Genomic DNA, 14,671 nt, shown 5'->3' with positions numbered 1-14,671 from the left:
CCGCGTCCACCGCGTCCCCGGCTCGCAATTCGTGACGACGTACGATCGCCCCTCAAGGATGAGCCGGGATGGACGACACATACGCGATTTCCGAAATTCGGTAAAGCGGAATATCTTTTGCAAGGGGTGCTTGACAGCCGCCGCAGGTGTTTCGCCCGTCGGGCACCGCCCGGGTGACGGAATATCCGCCCGGCACCTTGTATGCATTATCCCAGTTGCCATTATCGAGCAGTTCGCTTTACATGCCCCCAACCCGCCCTCGGGCCACGGCCGGGGCGCAACAATCACATGACATTCCAGGGGACGAGACATGGCGCGTAACGTATTGATTCTGGGAGCCTCCTACGGCTCCCTGCTGGGCACCAAGCTGCTGATGGCCGGGCACAACGTGACCCTGGTCTGCCGCGCCAAGACCGCAGAGCTGATCAACCGCGACGGTACGGAGGTGCGCATCAAGCTGCGCGACGAGGCGGTGCACCGCGCGATCTTCTCGCGCGACCTGCCCGGCAAGCTCGACGCGGTGACACCGCAGAATGCCGACCTCTCGCGCTACGACATGGTCGGTCTGGCGATGCAGGAGCCGCAATACACCAACCACACGGTCCGCATGCTGATGGTCAAGATCGCCGCGGCAAAGCTGCCGTGCCTCTCGATCATGAACATGCCACCGCTGCCCTATCTCAAGCGCATCCCCGCGCTCGCCGACATGGATCTCGAAGAGGCCTACACCAATGCGCAGGTGTGGGAGCGGTTCGAGCCGGGGCTGGTGACGCTGTGCTCGCCCGATCCGCAGGCCTTCCGTCCGCCGGAAGAGGCCGCCAACGTGCTGCATGTCGGCCTGCCCACGAATTTCAAGGCCTCGGTCTTCGCCGACGAGAAGCACAACAAGGTGCTGCGCGAACTCGAAGCCGACATCGACGCGGTGACGCTCGACGGCCACGATGTGCCGGTGAAGCTGAAAGTGTTCGATTCGCTGTTCGTGCCGCTGGCGAAATGGTCGATGCTGCTCACCGGCAATTACCGCTGCATCACGCCGAACGAGCCGCAGTCGATCCGCGACGCCGTGCACGGCGACCTGAAGCGCTCGCAGACGATCTACGACCATGTCGACGCCATCGCCCGCCGCCTCGGCGCCGATCCTGCGGACCAGGTGCCGTTTGCGAAATACGCCAAGGCCGCCGAAAGCCTGCTGAAGCCGTCGTCGGCGGCGCGGGCCGTAGCCGGCGGCGCGCCCTTCATCGAGCGCGTCGACCTTCTGGTGAAGCTGATCTCGCATCAGATCGGCGCGCCGAATGCCGAGATCGACCGCACGGTCGAGACCGTCGACCAGAAGCTCAACGAGAAGATCGTACAGGGCGGATCGGGCGCGCAGTGACGGTGTCAGGCGCGGCCGCGCTGCGCCTCACACGATCACCTGAGTAACGGGCCGGCGCAGGGATTTCGGCAGCTCCGGCCCGGCGCCGAAACGGATCACGAGATCGGGCAGGCGCGAACCGAGATCGAGATAGGCAGCAAGCTGGCGGCGAAGCTGCGGCACTTCGACCGGCTGATTGACGAAGGCATACTTCAGTCCGAGTGCGGTCGCCTGCAGCGCAAAGCGCTGGCAGGCGCGGCCCACCTCGACCCAATGCGCCGCGTCGTCATGCTCGGCAACGAACACCGCAAGACCCGCGGAGCTTTCGATGCAGGCGCGATACTTGTCGTTCTCGCCGCGTTCGGTGAACACGAAAGGCAGCAACGGCCGCGCCAGCCATCCCGGCAAGGCCGGATTGCCTGACGCGCGCGAGAACAGGCCGTCCATCGTCGCAACCGCCTCCCGCTCGCTGAAGCGCATCCACGTCTTGAGCTCGTCCATGAACCTGGCGTCACGCATCTGGGTCGTATTGCCCTCGACCACATAGTCCGTGACGGCTGCCATCTGCCCGCGATCGGTGATGAGGAGGATCGCGACGCCTTCCCCGCTGCCGGCCCGCCCGAACTCGCGCAGCAGATCGGTCGAGACCGGCTTGCCGTCGTAGACCGCGCGCGTCGACTGACGGTGAGGGATCGCGGCCAGCAGGGGCGATCGCTCCGCCGAAGCGTTCTCGAAATCGGCCATGATGGCGTTGGCTTCGAAGCGCAGCGTCGGCCGCAGCCCGAGGGCGAGGGCCGCATGCGTCAGGTTCTCGGCCGCACAACCAAGGCTGACGAAGACATGATGATCGTTCGGGTCGACCGCAGGACAGCGTCGCGAGACATCCGGCGCGATGGCGATGCTCCGCGGCCCCACGGTGAAGCGCCAGGGCTGGGTATTGTGGCTGTTCGCGGCCAGCGTCGCATAGCGGACGATCTCACCGAGGCCCCCTTCGGCGCGCAACGGCGCCCAGGTCGCGCGCACCGCCTCCTCGTAGGTCATGGCCGCAGCGGCGCGCGACGCCTGCGGCCGCATCGCGGCCGCGCTGGCAACTCCCGCCATGAAACTCCGTCGGTCGACCATGCAAGTCCAATCCCCTGCCTCGGGGAAGATGCCGCGTGCAGGCATGCCCGACGTTGACGCCGCGCAAGCTCGGCCGGTATGGCGGGCAGGTCGGCGTCAATTCCTCTCAGGCGTTCCAGAAGGATTGAAGCCAGATCAAGCCGGTCACCGCGACGAGCGTGACCGCGCCGGTCCGCGTCACGAGATCGGGATATCCGAGGCGACGGGCACTGCGGCCGAGCGTTGCACCGAAGGCGAGCCACGCTGCTCCGGCCGTGACGATCTGAAAGGCGATCAGGGCAAGCCAAGGTGCGAGCTCGATCAACCCGGCCTGAAGCGGCAGGAGCAGGAAGGCGAAGACGATCGCCTTCGGATTCAGAAGCGTGGTGATCAGCACCTGACCGAACCTCACCGGCGCGCCGTCGCGAAGCTCGCGCGCGTTGACGCGCCAAAGCGTAGCCGCGAGGCACAGGATGTAGACGGTCACCGCCACGCGAAGCATGGCGGCTGCAATCGGGATGCTGCTCATGACGGGACCGAGCGCGATCCGGAGCAGGACAATCGCCAGCAGATAGCCGCACAGCTCGGCCACGAGCAAATGAAGCGAACGGAAGATGCCGATTCCGGCGCCCGACGTCGCAAGCAAGGTGTTCGTCGGCCCCGGCACCGCCAGCAGGAAATGGGCCGCCATCAGGAAGGTCGGAAAGTTCATGCATCCAGCTAGCAGGCCTTGGCCCTTGCGAGCTTGATCTGGGTCATTCTTGCCCCACCGATGCGCGTGGGCAACATGCAAGCCCCGAACCGGCCCGCACTTCTACGGCGTTCGAATCTCGGATGAAATCCGCCGTGGGCAACGGGCCGTGATTCGTCCTGTTTCGCTCGACGCATCCCGCTTCGATTGATAAGCCCCTTGCCGCGAATGACGGGACTTGAGTCGGGAACATGACGGTTGCAATCGAGATGGGGCTGACCACGGCGGGCGCCGCGGCGGCCATGGACCTCGAGGAACTGCTGGCGACCCGGCTCCTGGTCCAGGGCAATTCCGGCTCCGGCAAGTCGCATCTGCTGCGGCGCCTGCTGGAGCAGAGCGCGCCCTGGGTGCAACAGGCCATCATCGACCCCGAAGGCGATTTCGTCACGCTGGCCGAGCGCTTCGGCCATCTCGTGATCGAGGCCGAGGACCACACCGAGCGCGGCCTGCAAGTGGCCGGCGAGCGCGCGCGACTGCATCGGGTTTCCACCGTGCTCAATCTCGAAGGACTGGATGCCGAGAACCAGATGCGGCGCGCGGCCGCCTTCCTCGGCGGAATGTTCGACGTGGAGCGCGACCATTGGTACCCGATGCTGGTGGTCGTCGACGAGGCGCAGCTGTTCGCGCCGGCGGTTGCAGGCGAAGTGTCGGACGAAGCGCGGAAACTCTCGCTCGGCGCCATGACCAACCTAATGTGCCGCGGCCGCAAGCGCGGACTTGCCGGCATCATCGCGACGCAACGTCTGGCAAAGCTCGCCAAGAACGTCGCCGCCGAAGCCTCGAATTTCCTGATGGGCCGCACCTTCCTCGACATCGACATGGCGCGCGCCGCCGATCTGCTCGGCATGGAGCGGCGGCAGGCGGAAGCCTTTCGCGATCTCGAGCGCGGGCAATTCATGGCGCTGGGGCCTGCGCTGTCGCGTCGTCCGTTGCGGCTGAACATCGGCCCGACCGCGACGTCCCCGCGCAATTCGACGCCGCGGCTGATGCCGCTGCCGGAAGCGACGCTGGAGGATGCACGCGCGGTGATCCTGGCCGCGCCGCCGCCGGATGCCAGCCGGCCGCAGCGCCGGCCCGCCCCTGATCTGCTCGAGCAGCTCCGCGCGGCAAAGGCGGCAGCTCCCGAAATCAGCCCCGAGGTGGCCGAGGTCCCGGTCAGTGCCGAGGAGCTCGCGGAACGACGTGAGCGCGTGGATCGCACGTTGCGCGCCGTGCTGGCCGCGCCCGATGCCGGTTTCCGCGCCATCGGCGTGCTCTATCAGGAATTCGTGGTCCGCTGCCGGATCGAGGGCCTCGGCACCGCCGTGCCTGACCTCGGCGAATTCCGCCGCATGCTGACGCATGCGCGCGCCGGGCTCGGCACAGAGATCGCCGAGGACGACGCCTGGCAGGAGGTGACGCTGCGCGCCTCGATCCTGCCTGACGACATGCAGGGCGTGTTCATGATGATCGCGCGCGCCGCCAAGGAAGGCTGGCCCTGCCCCGGCGATGCCGCGATCGCGCGCGCCTATGGCTCGCACTCGCTGCGCCGGGCGCAGCGCCTGCTCGGCTACATGGAGGAGCAGGGCCTGATCGTGGTCCAGCTCGACGGCGGCGGACGCAGGTTCGTCACGCTGGTGGAACTGGCCTGGGCGACCGCGCCGGGCGATCCCAATGGCGACGATCAGCCGGCGGAGCCGGTGCCGAGCGCGGCGTCGGCTTAAGTCGCCAGATTCAGGGACACCTCGTCAATTACGCCGCCTCGGTCGCGTCCGGCAAACGGCGCACCTCATCCACAAATACGCGGCGGTAAAGCACGCTCGAGACGAGCCAAGCGATCGCGAACAGCGCGATCACAGCGAAGCCGACATGCGCAAGCGACTCGTTGAGGCTATCAACCAGCGCCCATACGCCACCGGAAAGTCCCAGCCGGTCGGAGATCAGGCCAAGCGCCTCGATGCTGCCGATCAACAGTGCGACCGCGACGGACGCGCCGGTAATGGTGAGGTTGTACCAGAGCTTGCGCATGGGATCGACGAAGGCCCAGCGATAGGCGCTCACCATCAGCGCGGAGTCGGCGCTATCGACCAGCGCCATGCCCGAGGCGAACAGCGCGGGGAAGACCAGGATATCGGCGAGCGATGCGCCGCGTGCGGCTTCCGTGGCGGAGATGCTGAGCAGGCCGATCTCGGTCGCGGTGTCGAAGCCGAGGCCGAACAAAAAGCCGAGCGGAAACATGTGCCAGGGCTTTGTCACCAGGCGGAACATCGGCCCGAGCAGCCGCGCGAGAAATCCGCGATGGGCGAGCAGCGCATCCAGCCCCGCGGCGTCGTGAACGCCATGCTCGCGCGCCGCACGAAAGGTCCGCCAGAGACCAACGAAGATGGCAAGGTTGATCGCCGCGATCACCAGCAGGAACAGCGCCGACACCGAGGTGCCGATCAGGCTGCCGATATCCTTCAGGAGGCTGTCGCCGCCAAGGCTGACCACGCCGAGCGCGAGCAGCACGGTCGCGACCACGACGACAGTGGAATGGCCAAGCGCGAAATAGAGACCGACGCTGCGCGGCGTATCGCCCGCCTGCATCAGCTTGCGCACGACATTGTCGATGGCGGCGATGTGGTCGGCGTCGACGGCGTGGCGCAGACCGAACACCCAGGCGAGCAGCGCGGTTGCCATCACCGCGGGCTGGTCACCGAACGCCGCAAAAGCCCAGGCCCATGCGGCGACATTGGCGGCGACGAGCCCGCCGAACAGCAGCACCATTCCGGGCTCGGCCGCCCGTACAGACCATCTCGTCAAGACACGCATTTCCGCCGCACGCCTATTGCGCCAACGGTATGATCTTTTCATAGGATAGTCATACTGACCAGCCCCGGCTGCTACCCGATGACCGCGTATGCGAATTTGCAGGAGGTCGCCATGCCCGGGCTTGTCCCGGGCATCCACGTTCTTGGAGCAACAAAGTAAGGCATGGATGGCCGGGACAAGCCAGGTCAAGCCCGGCCATGACGGCTTAGATGCGTCCGAGCCTACGCCGCCTCGGAGCCACCGAGATAGGCATCGCGCACGCGGGGATCGTCTTTCAGCGTCCGGGCTGGCCCCGACAGCACGATCCTGCCGGTCTGGAGCACGTAGGCCTCGTGCGCGATCTCGAGCGCGAGACTGGCATTCTGCTCGACCATGAAGACCGAGACGCCCTCCTGGTTGATGGTGCGGATCAGCTCCAGCACGCGGTCGACATAGAGCGGCGACAGGCCCATGGTCGGCTCGTCCATCACGATCAACCTTGGCCGGCTCATCAGCGCGCGCGCCATCGCGACCATCTGCTGCTCGCCGCCGGAGAGCGAGCCGGCACGCTGCGACAGCCGCTGTCCGAGTTTTGGGAACAGCGTCAGCATCCTGTCGAGATCCTGCGCCACGGCGTCGCGGTCGTTGCGCACGAAGGCGCCCATCAGGATGTTCTCGCGCACGCTCATGTCGGCGAACAACCGCCGCGCCTCGGGCACCGACGCGATGCCGCGGCGAACGATCTGCGGCGTGGTCAGCCCGATCAGCGAGGCACCGTCGAACATCACCTCGCCCGAACGCGGCTTCACCAGACCTAGAATGATCTTCATGGTCGTCGATTTGCCGCTGGCGTTGCCGCCGAGCAGGCAGACGATGTGGCCGCGGCCGACCGTGATCGACAGGTCGAAATGCACCTGCGCCTGGCCGTAGAACGTGTTGATGTCAGACAGCGCCAGCAGCGGTTCGGGTGTGCCCGTGGTCATGCCGCGCTCTCCTGCTCCGATGTCCCCGACAGACCGTGGCCCAGATAGGCCTCGATCACCTTGGGATCGTTGCGAACCGCCTCACCCGGTCCTTCCGCAATCTTCTTGCCTTCGTCCATGACGATGACGCGGTCGGAAAGGCGCATCACCATCTCCAGCTTGTGCTCGATCAGGAGGATAGTCAGTCCCTCTGCCTTCAGCTCGGCGACCAGCGCCTGCATCTCCGCGGTCTCGCTCGGGTTCATACCGGCGGTAGGCTCATCCAGCAGCAGCAGGCGCGGCTTCAGCGCCAGCGCGCGGGCGATCTCGACGCGACGGCGGTTGGCGTAGGACAGGCTGTAGGCGGGCTGGTCGATCCGCGGCAGCAGCCGCTCGCCGAAGCGGGCGAGAATGGCCTTCACCTCTTCGCGCAGCCGCTCTTCCTCGTCCCTGACGCTTGAAGGGCGCAGCAGCGCCAGGCCAAGCTCCAGCAGCGGACCGATCACCGGCACCGCCGGCTTCACGGCGCGCAGGCGGGTGTGGGCGCCGATCAGGACGTTATCCATCACGCTGAGATTGCCGAAGACGCGACCAAGCTGGAACGTGCGCGCGATGCCTTGCGCGGCCAGCCGCTCCGGCGAGAGGCCGGTGATGTCGTGCCCCTCGAAGCTGACAGTGCCCGCATCCGGCCGGTCGAGCCCGGTGACGAGATTGAACAACGTCGTCTTGCCGGCGCCGTTCGGGCCGATGATGCTGACGAGCCCGCCCTTGGCGAGATCGAGATCGATGCCGTCGACGGCCGTCAGGCCGCCGAAGCGTCGCGTCAGCCCGCGCAGGGACAACAGCGGTGCATGCGCTTCCGCCATCAGATCGTCCCCAACAGGCCTTGCGGCCTGAATCGCACGAGCAGCAGCAGCACGATGCCGTAGATCAGGATGCGGTACTCCGCGGCGATCCGGAAGACTTCGGGCAAACCGACCAGCGCGACCGCGCCGACGATGGCGCCGACGACATTGCCGAGACCACCAAGGATCACGACGGTCAACGCGAGGATGGACTGCTGCGTATTGAAGGTCTCGTGGTTGATGTAGGAATAGAGATGCGCGGCGATGCCGCCGCTGACGCCAGCGGCGAACCCGCCAAAGATGAAGGCGAGCGACTTGTAGCGGTTCAGGCTGAGTCCATAGGCGCGCGCGGCAATATCGTCGTCGCGGATGGCGCGAAAGCTGCGGCCAAGATGCGAGCCGAGCAGGCGCGCCTGGAGCAGCGCGAGCACGACCATTACGGCAAAGCTGAACCAGTATACCGAATTCGGGCTGATCAGATCGTAGCCGAACAGCGACAGCGGCGGGATACCGGAAATGCCGATCGGACCACGTGTGACGCTTTCCCAGTTCAGGATCACCAGCGACACAATTTCGCCGATCGCGAGCGTCGCGATCGAGACATAGTGGCCGCGCAGCCGGAACGACGGCGAAATCAGGATCGTGCCGAGTGCGGCACTCATCAGGCCGCCGGCGACGATGGCGAGACCGACGGGAACGGAGAGCGTCAGCGACAGCAGCGCCGAGGTGTAGGCGCCGATCGCGAGCAGTGCGGCGTGTCCGAGCGAGACCTGACCGATCGTGCCCGCCACCAGCGTGAGGCTGAGCGCGAGCATGCCGAGCAGCCAGGCGTTGATCAGGGTCTGGAGAATGTAGAACGACACCGGAAGCAGCGGCAGGATCGCGAACGCAGCGACCGCGACAGCCAGGGCCCAGCGCGGAATACGCACGGGGCGGCTCGGCGCGATGAACGTGCCGGTGAGCGGCTCGGGCGGCGCCTGCCGGGCGCTTGCGAACAGGCCGTTCGGCCGCAGCACGAGAACGACGACCAGGAGCAGGAACGCGAACAGATTGCGGTAGCTGGTGCCGAACACGGCGACGCCGTAGCTCTCGACGAGGCCAAGCAGCAGGCTACCGACGACAGCGCCCGGCACATTGCCGGCGCCGCCGACGACCTCCGCGACGACGCCTTTGAGCGTGGCCTGCAGGCTCATCGCGGTGTCGATCTGGTTGTAGTACATGCCGACCAGCAGGCCGGAGACGCCGCCGAGCGCCGCGGCAATGCCGAACACCGCCTGATTGACGCGGTTGACGTCGACGCCCATCTGCATCGCGGCGTCGCGATCCTGCGAGGCCGCACGCACCGCCCAGCCGAGCTTGCTATAGCGCAGGAACACGAACAGCAGCAGCGCGCTCGAGATGCCGACGCCGGCGATCAGGAGGTCAAGCGGACCGATCGTGCCGCCGCCGACCTGGAAGCGCACGTCCGGCAACTGGCTCGGCAGCGCGCGCGGATTGGGCGAGAAGGTCAGCATCACCAGCTGATCGAGCACGAAGCTGATGCCGATCGTCGCCAGCAGCGGCGCGATGCGCACCGAGTTCTGCAAGGGCCGCAGGCCGAACCGCTCGATGATCACCCCGACCAGCGCTGCCACTACTGCGACGAAGATGATGGTGAGCGGCAGCGGGGTGTGCAGCTGCACCACCGCGACCCAGCCGATATAGGCGCCGACGAGATAGATCGAGCCTTGCGCAAAGTTGATCAGCCGGCTGACGCCGAAGATCAGCGCGAGCCCGACTGCAACGAGGGCATAGACGTTACCGACGATCAGCCCGTTGATGGTGTAGTCGAGCCAGGAAGACACGCAGGGTTCCTAATCAGGGGAGAAAGGCCGGCGCGAGTGCTCCGGCCATCATGTCAGGTCGGCTTGCCGTCCCAAAGCGCGAACTGGCCCTTGCGCACGACGAGCTCGGCGTTCATCGCGCCTTTGACGCGACGGGTGGCGACGTCGAACGTCGCGGTGCCGAAGATGACGCTCGGGACGTCCTTGACCCTGGCAAAGGCATCGCGGATCGCCTTGCGATCGGTGCCGCCGATCTTCACCACGGCCGCGGCCATGTTCATCGCGTCATAGGAATAAGCGTTGAAGGCATCGGGCTCGAGCCCGTTGTACTTCTTCTTGAAGCCGGCGATGAACTTCTGCACCTCGGGCCGCGGGTCTTCCGGGAAGTAGCGCGTGCCGACATGGACGTCCTCGACGGCATCGCCGCCGAGCTCGAGGAATTTCGGCGAATAGACCGAGCTCGCGGCGCAGATCACCTGCTTCAGCCCGACCTGCCGCGCCTGGCGCGCGATCAGCGCACCGTCCGAATAATAGGAGATCAGCACCAGCCCGTCCGGATTGGCATCGCGCACGCGCACCAGCGTGGAGCGGAAGTCGCGCTCCTCGGCGATATAACCTTCGGTGACGACGATCTCCGCGCCATATTCCTTGGCGGCGTTGTTGAAATAGTCGCGGCTGGTGCGGCCCCAATCGGTGTTGAGATGCAGCACCGCAAGCTTCTTCAGACCGAGGCTCTTCACCGCATATCGCGCCAGGAGCGGCTGCTCGTCGGCCTGGCTCACGGACGTGCTCCACATGAAGTCGCCGCCCTTGGTGAAATCGGGGTGCGAATTGGTGAAGCCGAACTGCACGAGGCCGCCGCGCTGGTAGATCGGCGAGGCCGCCATGGAGGCGGGGCTGGAGAAATCGCCGAGCTCCAGCACGATACGGGGATCGGACACGAACTTCTGCGCAATCGCCACCGACTGGCGCGGATCGCTCTGGCTGTCCTCGAAGGTATAGGCGAGCTTGCGGCCGTTGATGCCGCCGGCGGCCTGAATCTCGTCGAGCGCGAGATCAAAGCCCTGCTTCCATTGCGTGCCATATTGCGCGTTCGGCCCAGTGAGCGGACCGCTGACGCCGAGCAGGATCGGTTCGGCGTCCGCGAAGGCAGCGCGCGAAAATGCAGTTCCCGCGATTGCGGCGGAGAGCGAGCTCTTGATCAGGGTTCGGCGATTGATGTTGCTCATGCACGGCTCCATCCACTCAGGTGTTGAAAAGGATTACTTCGAGGGCTCACCGAGCGACAGCATCAGCCGGTTCGCCCAGTTGAAGAACGAGGCGCCGTTGATGACGTCGACGATCTCTGCATCGTCGAGGCCCGCGCGGCGCAGCTCCGCGATGTTCTCGGGGCCGAACGCGACCGGCGTCGACGCCAGCGCCACCGACGCCTTGACCACTGCATTCCAGCGCTCACCGAGATCGGCGTTGACGCCCTCGTCGAGCAGCTTCTGCACGTCGTCACGGCGCTTGGAATAGGTGCTGGCGAAACGCGCATGCACCGAGGCGCAATAGATGCAGCCGTTGTAGCGCGAGGTCGCCGCCGCCGCGAGCTCGCGCTCGGCGCGCGGCAGGCCGTCGGCGACGTTGTAGAAGATGTCCTTGTCGGTCTTGGTGCGGGCTTCCAGCACCTCGGGATCGCGCACCAGCAGGCGGAAATATTCCGACTTGGCGCGGGCGCGATCGACCAGGCCGGCGAAATGCCGCTCGGTGAGTTCGGCCTCGGGCAGTGGCTCGATCCAGGAGACCCAGCCGAGCTCGTCCTGGGTGAAGACAGCCGGCGGATTGACAGCGGCGCTCATGATGCAGCCTCCTCTTATGCGTTTGCGGCGGCGAGCGTACGCAAGCCGCTAACGACCCGCACCTGAAACGACAGGAACGCGACGAGTTGGGAGAAGGTGACGATGCCGGTGTCAGACCAGCCGGCGGCCAGCAGCACCTTCATATCGCCGGACGCCGCATCGCGCGGCCGGAACACCAGCAGATGCGCGTGCTCGAGCGCCGCGACGAGCCGGGCGCCGAGCGCCGACTTGCTCGCCGCATTCACGTGATAAATCAGCCCGGCCGTGTTCTCGATCGACAGCGGGCCGGCCGGAAACGAGCCATACGGGCCCGAGGTCTTGCCGCGCGCGATCTCGGCGTCGATCGCTTCGAGCACGGCCACGCCACCCGCACTCGCCGCAAGCTTGTCCCGGTAGAAGGAAGCAACGGGGGACTCGCCATGAAGCCCGGTGACAAAGGCCGCCACCGCGGCACGTTCGAGCAGCGAGAACTCCCCGGCGTCGATCGGCTCGAACAACGAAAGATAGCTTTTCTGCGCGTTCTCGCGTGCCTGCAGGCGCCGTGCGCGAATGGCGTCGAGCGCTGATCCCGGTTCGATTCCGACAAGCATGTCGATGATATCCGTCGATGCCATCATTCAGCCTCGTGCAACGCGTTCAAATTCATGGCAATTAGCCCGCCAGCGCCACGTCAGGCGCCGTCCGGATCCAGCCCAGCGCCGGTGCGACCTTGTCAGCCACCAGCTCGATCGAGCGCAGGACATAAGGGTGTGGCGCATCGACCGAGTGGACCTGGAAGACCAGATCGGTCACCCGCTCCAGCGTCGCATCCGATCGCAGCGAGGCGATCACTTGGTCAGTGCCGCCGACATGGGTGTCAAACGCCGCGATCATCTCTTCCAGCGTTTCGCCCGGAGGAAGGTGACCGCCTTTCATGAATTGCGGCAGCGCGCGGCGCAGGCCGATATCGGCGAGCCGCATCGCCTCGCGATGATCGTCGGCGGCGAACACGCTGCGCGAGGCCATGATGCGCGGCTCGGCGCCCGGCGGCAGCGCTGCGAGATAGGCATCGATGATCGGATTCTGGATCTCGGCGAGCGTGGCGCTTGGCGCGTCCTTGTCTCGCGGCTGGGTGCGCGACAGCAGCAGGCCGTCGCCGGCCTTGCCGGCACGCGCGCCACCCGCCACGGAGAAGGTCGCCTGCCAGATGCGCTTGTCCAGTTGCGGCCGCTGCGGATAGAGCGTGTCGCCGCCATCGAGCGGCTTGCCGGTCAGCGCCTTGCGGACCACCTCGAGGTTGCGCGCAAAGATCTCATTACGCTGGGCGCCGTCGAGGCCAAAGGCGGCAAAGGCGGACGGGTTGCCGCCGGTGCCGACGCCGAGTTCGAACCGGCCGTTGCAGAGCAGGTCGAGCACCGCGGCGTCCTCCGCCACCCTCACCGCGCTCTCTAGCGGCAGGGTAACAATGCCGGTGCCGAGGCGGATGCGCGAGGTCTGCGCTGCGACATAGCCGAGGAAAGTGAAGGGCGACGGCAGCCCGCCCTCGCGCTCGTGAAAATGGTGCTGCGCGATCCACGCGGAATCGAGCCCCGCCTTCTCGGCGCGCACGATCTGCTCGGCGGCGAAGCGATAGCGCTCCGCCGGCGGCGCCTCATCGAGCAGCCGCGTGAAAAATCCCAGGCGTTTCAGGTTTGCAAAGCGTTTCATACGACCCCTGTCGGGCGAGGATGGCCGGCCGATGATGTCGGTTGCAGCGGCCGGAGACAAGCGGGCAATGCGCAAGGCTGCCCGCCGGGATCGCGCCCCTCGCGCCGGGCTCCGGCTAGGCAGAGTGCCTACCAGCTCGGCAGCACCGCTCCCTTGAACTTGGTGAGGACGAACTCCTTCACCTCGGGCGTGTGATAGCTGTCGACGAGAATCTTGACCCAGGGCTTGTCCTTGTCGGCGGTGCGCACCGCAATCAGGTTGACGTAGGGGCCCTTGGGGTCCTCGCGCAGGATCGGATCCTTGACGGGATCGAGGCCCGCCTGGGTTGCATAATTGGTATTGATCGCGGCGGCGTCGACATCATCGAGCGCGCGCGGCGCCTGCGCGGCATCGACCTCGACGAATTTCAGCTTCTTGGGATTCTCGGTGATGTCGAGCACCGTCGGCTTGAAGCCGGTGCCGTCCTTCAGCTTGATCACGCCCTTGTCGCGCAACAGCAGCAGCACGCGGCCGCCATTGGTCGGATCGTTAGGGATCGAGATCTTGCCGCCGTCGGGAATGTCGGCGAAGGCCTTGTGCTTCTTCGAATAGACGCCGATCGGGAAGTTCACGGTGAGACCGACCGACTCGATCTTGTAGCCGCGGTCGGCCTTCTGGTTGTCCAGGTAAGGCTGGTTCTGGAACGAATTGGCCTGGATGTCGCCGGCATCGAGCGCTGCGTTCGGCACCACATAGTCGGAGAACTCGATGAGCTGGATGTCGAGCCCCTGCTTGGCAGCGACCGGCTTCACCGCCTCGAAAATCTGCGCATGCGGCCCCGGCGTCACGCCGATCTTGATGGTCTCGGCGCCAGCTGCGGCCGACCATGCGGCGAGCGCGGTTGCGAGGATCAGGGCGGGGCGAAGCGACATCTTGGTCTCCATGACTCAACGAAAATGATGAGGACCGTATTCGCTTCTCCGTGAAGCGAAATCAATAAAAAGGAAATCCATATTGATTGCCTGTGAGGGGGAACATTTCTTCATTCGGGAGAGAACATGAAACGAATTCGCAACGGACGGCAAGCGTGAGGGGCGTCACGGCGAAGCCGAACCCAGCGAGCGAGACTGGCGGCGCAATCAGGCAAGAACCGCGACAGGAACCCAGCCATGACCGCCAGTCCCGCCCCGGAACTCACCAACCGGGATCACCTCGAATGTTTTGCGCTCTATGCCCTGCTCCAGGGCGTGCCATTCTATTCCGCCGTCGCATTGACGATGAAACTGATCAACGGGTCCGAGTTCATTGGCGAACCCTTCGGGGCTGCGAACTTCATTGCGATGGCGTCGACCCTCCACGCGCTGGCAACGCCGTGGCTCGGGCCGAAGTTTCCGCGTTTTTTCAGACACTGTTTTGAGCCGCTGTTCGCCGATCCGGTACTGTCCTTCTCAGAAAAGGTCACGCGCTGGCTGGCGCAGCCGGACACGTCGCTCAAGTTGCTGAGTAATCTGCTGCTGCTGTCGGCGCTGGCCGTCGGCGTCGCCGGTATGCAGTGAGCCT

At 65.8% G+C, this 14,671-nt stretch carries 14 protein-coding genes; 3 read left to right on the top strand and 11 right to left on the bottom strand.

The genetic code is table 11. The features are described 5' to 3' along the window. Positions 1-310: 310 nt before the first annotated feature. Entirely contained in the window at positions 311-1,375 is a 1,065-nt protein-coding gene (locus JQ587_RS26330; RefSeq protein WP_212427250.1) for a ketopantoate reductase family protein, read from the top strand. Positions 1,376-1,402: 27 nt separating this feature from the next. Here the strand turns inward: JQ587_RS26330 and JQ587_RS26325 are convergent, their stop codons facing one another. Next, positions 1,403-2,476: an Acg family FMN-binding oxidoreductase gene (locus JQ587_RS26325; RefSeq protein ID WP_249154527.1), complete on the bottom strand. Its 1,074-nt coding sequence runs from the start codon at positions 2,474-2,476 to the stop codon at positions 1,403-1,405. Between the two features lie 106 nt (positions 2,477-2,582). Further along, positions 2,583-3,167 carry a LysE family translocator gene (locus JQ587_RS26320; protein WP_212427249.1) on the bottom strand — a complete coding sequence of 195 codons (585 nt, stop codon included), beginning with the start codon at positions 3,165-3,167 and terminating at the stop codon, positions 2,583-2,585. A gap of 230 nt (positions 3,168-3,397) precedes the next feature. Here JQ587_RS26320 and JQ587_RS26315 point away from each other — a divergent pair, with 230 nt between their 5' ends. After that, the gene (locus JQ587_RS26315; protein WP_212303838.1) at positions 3,398-4,909 is read left to right on the top strand and encodes an ATP-binding protein; all 1,512 of its coding nucleotides are present in this window, start codon (positions 3,398-3,400) and stop codon (positions 4,907-4,909) included. A gap of 28 nt (positions 4,910-4,937) precedes the next feature. Here JQ587_RS26315 and JQ587_RS26310 read toward each other — a convergent pair whose 3' ends face one another. The 9 genes from JQ587_RS26310 to JQ587_RS26270 all read right to left on the bottom strand — a co-directional run bounded on the left by JQ587_RS26310 (position 4,938) and on the right by JQ587_RS26270 (position 14,055). Beyond that, complete coding sequence (locus tag JQ587_RS26310) at positions 4,938-5,996, bottom strand: HoxN/HupN/NixA family nickel/cobalt transporter (RefSeq protein WP_249154526.1); 1,059 nt, start codon at positions 5,994-5,996, stop codon at positions 4,938-4,940. 221 nt (positions 5,997-6,217) lie between these two features. Further along, positions 6,218-6,958, bottom strand: coding sequence for an ABC transporter ATP-binding protein (locus JQ587_RS26305; RefSeq protein ID WP_212427248.1), 741 nt, complete (start codon positions 6,956-6,958; stop codon positions 6,218-6,220). Further along, positions 6,955-7,803 carry an ABC transporter ATP-binding protein gene (locus tag JQ587_RS26300; protein ID WP_212427247.1) on the bottom strand — a complete coding sequence of 283 codons (849 nt, stop codon included), beginning with the start codon at positions 7,801-7,803 and terminating at the stop codon, positions 6,955-6,957. The genes JQ587_RS26305 and JQ587_RS26300 overlap by 4 nt, the downstream gene beginning before the upstream one ends. Then, positions 7,803-9,626, bottom strand: coding sequence for an ABC transporter permease (locus tag JQ587_RS26295; RefSeq protein WP_212303835.1), 1,824 nt, complete (start codon positions 9,624-9,626; stop codon positions 7,803-7,805). The genes JQ587_RS26300 and JQ587_RS26295 overlap by 1 nt, the downstream gene beginning before the upstream one ends. Positions 9,627-9,679: 53 nt before the next feature. Continuing rightward, positions 9,680-10,834, bottom strand: coding sequence for an ABC transporter substrate-binding protein (locus tag JQ587_RS26290; RefSeq protein WP_212427246.1), 1,155 nt, complete (start codon positions 10,832-10,834; stop codon positions 9,680-9,682). A 33-nt stretch (positions 10,835-10,867) separates the two neighbouring features. Beyond that, a complete protein-coding gene (locus JQ587_RS26285) occupies positions 10,868-11,446 on the bottom strand; it encodes an alkylhydroperoxidase domain protein (RefSeq protein WP_212427245.1) in 579 nt (192 codons plus the stop codon). Positions 11,447-11,460: 14 nt separating this feature from the next. Then, positions 11,461-12,060, bottom strand: coding sequence for a CMD domain protein (locus JQ587_RS26280; RefSeq protein ID WP_212427271.1), 600 nt, complete (start codon positions 12,058-12,060; stop codon positions 11,461-11,463). Positions 12,061-12,097: 37 nt separating this feature from the next. After that, positions 12,098-13,132, bottom strand: coding sequence for a putative FMN-dependent luciferase-like monooxygenase (locus JQ587_RS26275; RefSeq protein WP_212427244.1), 1,035 nt, complete (start codon positions 13,130-13,132; stop codon positions 12,098-12,100). 128 nt (positions 13,133-13,260) lie between these two features. Further along, positions 13,261-14,055 (bottom strand): MetQ/NlpA family ABC transporter substrate-binding protein, encoded by a 795-nt coding sequence (locus JQ587_RS26270; protein WP_212427243.1) that lies wholly within the window; start codon positions 14,053-14,055, stop codon positions 13,261-13,263. Positions 14,056-14,280: 225 nt separating this feature from the next. On the opposite strand from JQ587_RS26270, the gene JQ587_RS26265 reads away from it, so the two are divergent. Beyond that, a complete protein-coding gene (locus JQ587_RS26265; protein WP_212427242.1) occupies positions 14,281-14,667 on the top strand; it encodes a hypothetical protein in 387 nt (128 codons plus the stop codon). Positions 14,668-14,671: the final 4 nt, after the last annotated feature.

The sequence above is a fragment of the Bradyrhizobium manausense genome (assembly GCF_018130615.1).
Lineage (GTDB): Bacteria > Pseudomonadota > Alphaproteobacteria > Rhizobiales > Xanthobacteraceae > Bradyrhizobium > Bradyrhizobium manausense_A.
The sequence above is the reverse complement of the archived record's forward strand: the minus strand, read 5'-3'. Positions and strand labels throughout refer to the sequence as shown.

What these genes read in the sequence shown, in the direction of transcription:
- JQ587_RS26330 (WP_212427250.1), top strand. Translation starts at nt 311, where the DNA reads ATGGCGCGTAACGTATTGATTCTGGGAGCCTCCTACGGCTCCCTGCTG.
- JQ587_RS26325 (WP_249154527.1), bottom strand. Translation starts at nt 2,476, where the DNA reads ATGGTCGACCGACGGAGTTTCATGGCGGGAGTTGCCAGCGCGGCCGCG.
- JQ587_RS26320 (WP_212427249.1), bottom strand. Translation starts at nt 3,167, where the DNA reads ATGAACTTTCCGACCTTCCTGATGGCGGCCCATTTCCTGCTGGCGGTG.
- JQ587_RS26315 (WP_212303838.1), top strand. Translation starts at nt 3,398, where the DNA reads ATGACGGTTGCAATCGAGATGGGGCTGACCACGGCGGGCGCCGCGGCG.
- JQ587_RS26310 (WP_249154526.1), bottom strand. Translation starts at nt 5,996, where the DNA reads ATGCGTGTCTTGACGAGATGGTCTGTACGGGCGGCCGAGCCCGGAATG.
- JQ587_RS26305 (WP_212427248.1), bottom strand. Translation starts at nt 6,958, where the DNA reads ATGACCACGGGCACACCCGAACCGCTGCTGGCGCTGTCTGACATCAAC.
- JQ587_RS26300 (WP_212427247.1), bottom strand. Translation starts at nt 7,803, where the DNA reads ATGGCGGAAGCGCATGCACCGCTGTTGTCCCTGCGCGGGCTGACGCGA.
- JQ587_RS26290 (WP_212427246.1), bottom strand. Translation starts at nt 10,834, where the DNA reads ATGAGCAACATCAATCGCCGAACCCTGATCAAGAGCTCGCTCTCCGCC.
- JQ587_RS26285 (WP_212427245.1), bottom strand. Translation starts at nt 11,446, where the DNA reads ATGAGCGCCGCTGTCAATCCGCCGGCTGTCTTCACCCAGGACGAGCTC.
- JQ587_RS26280 (WP_212427271.1), bottom strand. Translation starts at nt 12,060, where the DNA reads ATGGCATCGACGGATATCATCGACATGCTTGTCGGAATCGAACCGGGA.
- JQ587_RS26275 (WP_212427244.1), bottom strand. Translation starts at nt 13,132, where the DNA reads ATGAAACGCTTTGCAAACCTGAAACGCCTGGGATTTTTCACGCGGCTG.
- JQ587_RS26270 (WP_212427243.1), bottom strand. Translation starts at nt 14,055, where the DNA reads ATGGAGACCAAGATGTCGCTTCGCCCCGCCCTGATCCTCGCAACCGCG.
- JQ587_RS26265 (WP_212427242.1), top strand. Translation starts at nt 14,281, where the DNA reads ATGACCGCCAGTCCCGCCCCGGAACTCACCAACCGGGATCACCTCGAA.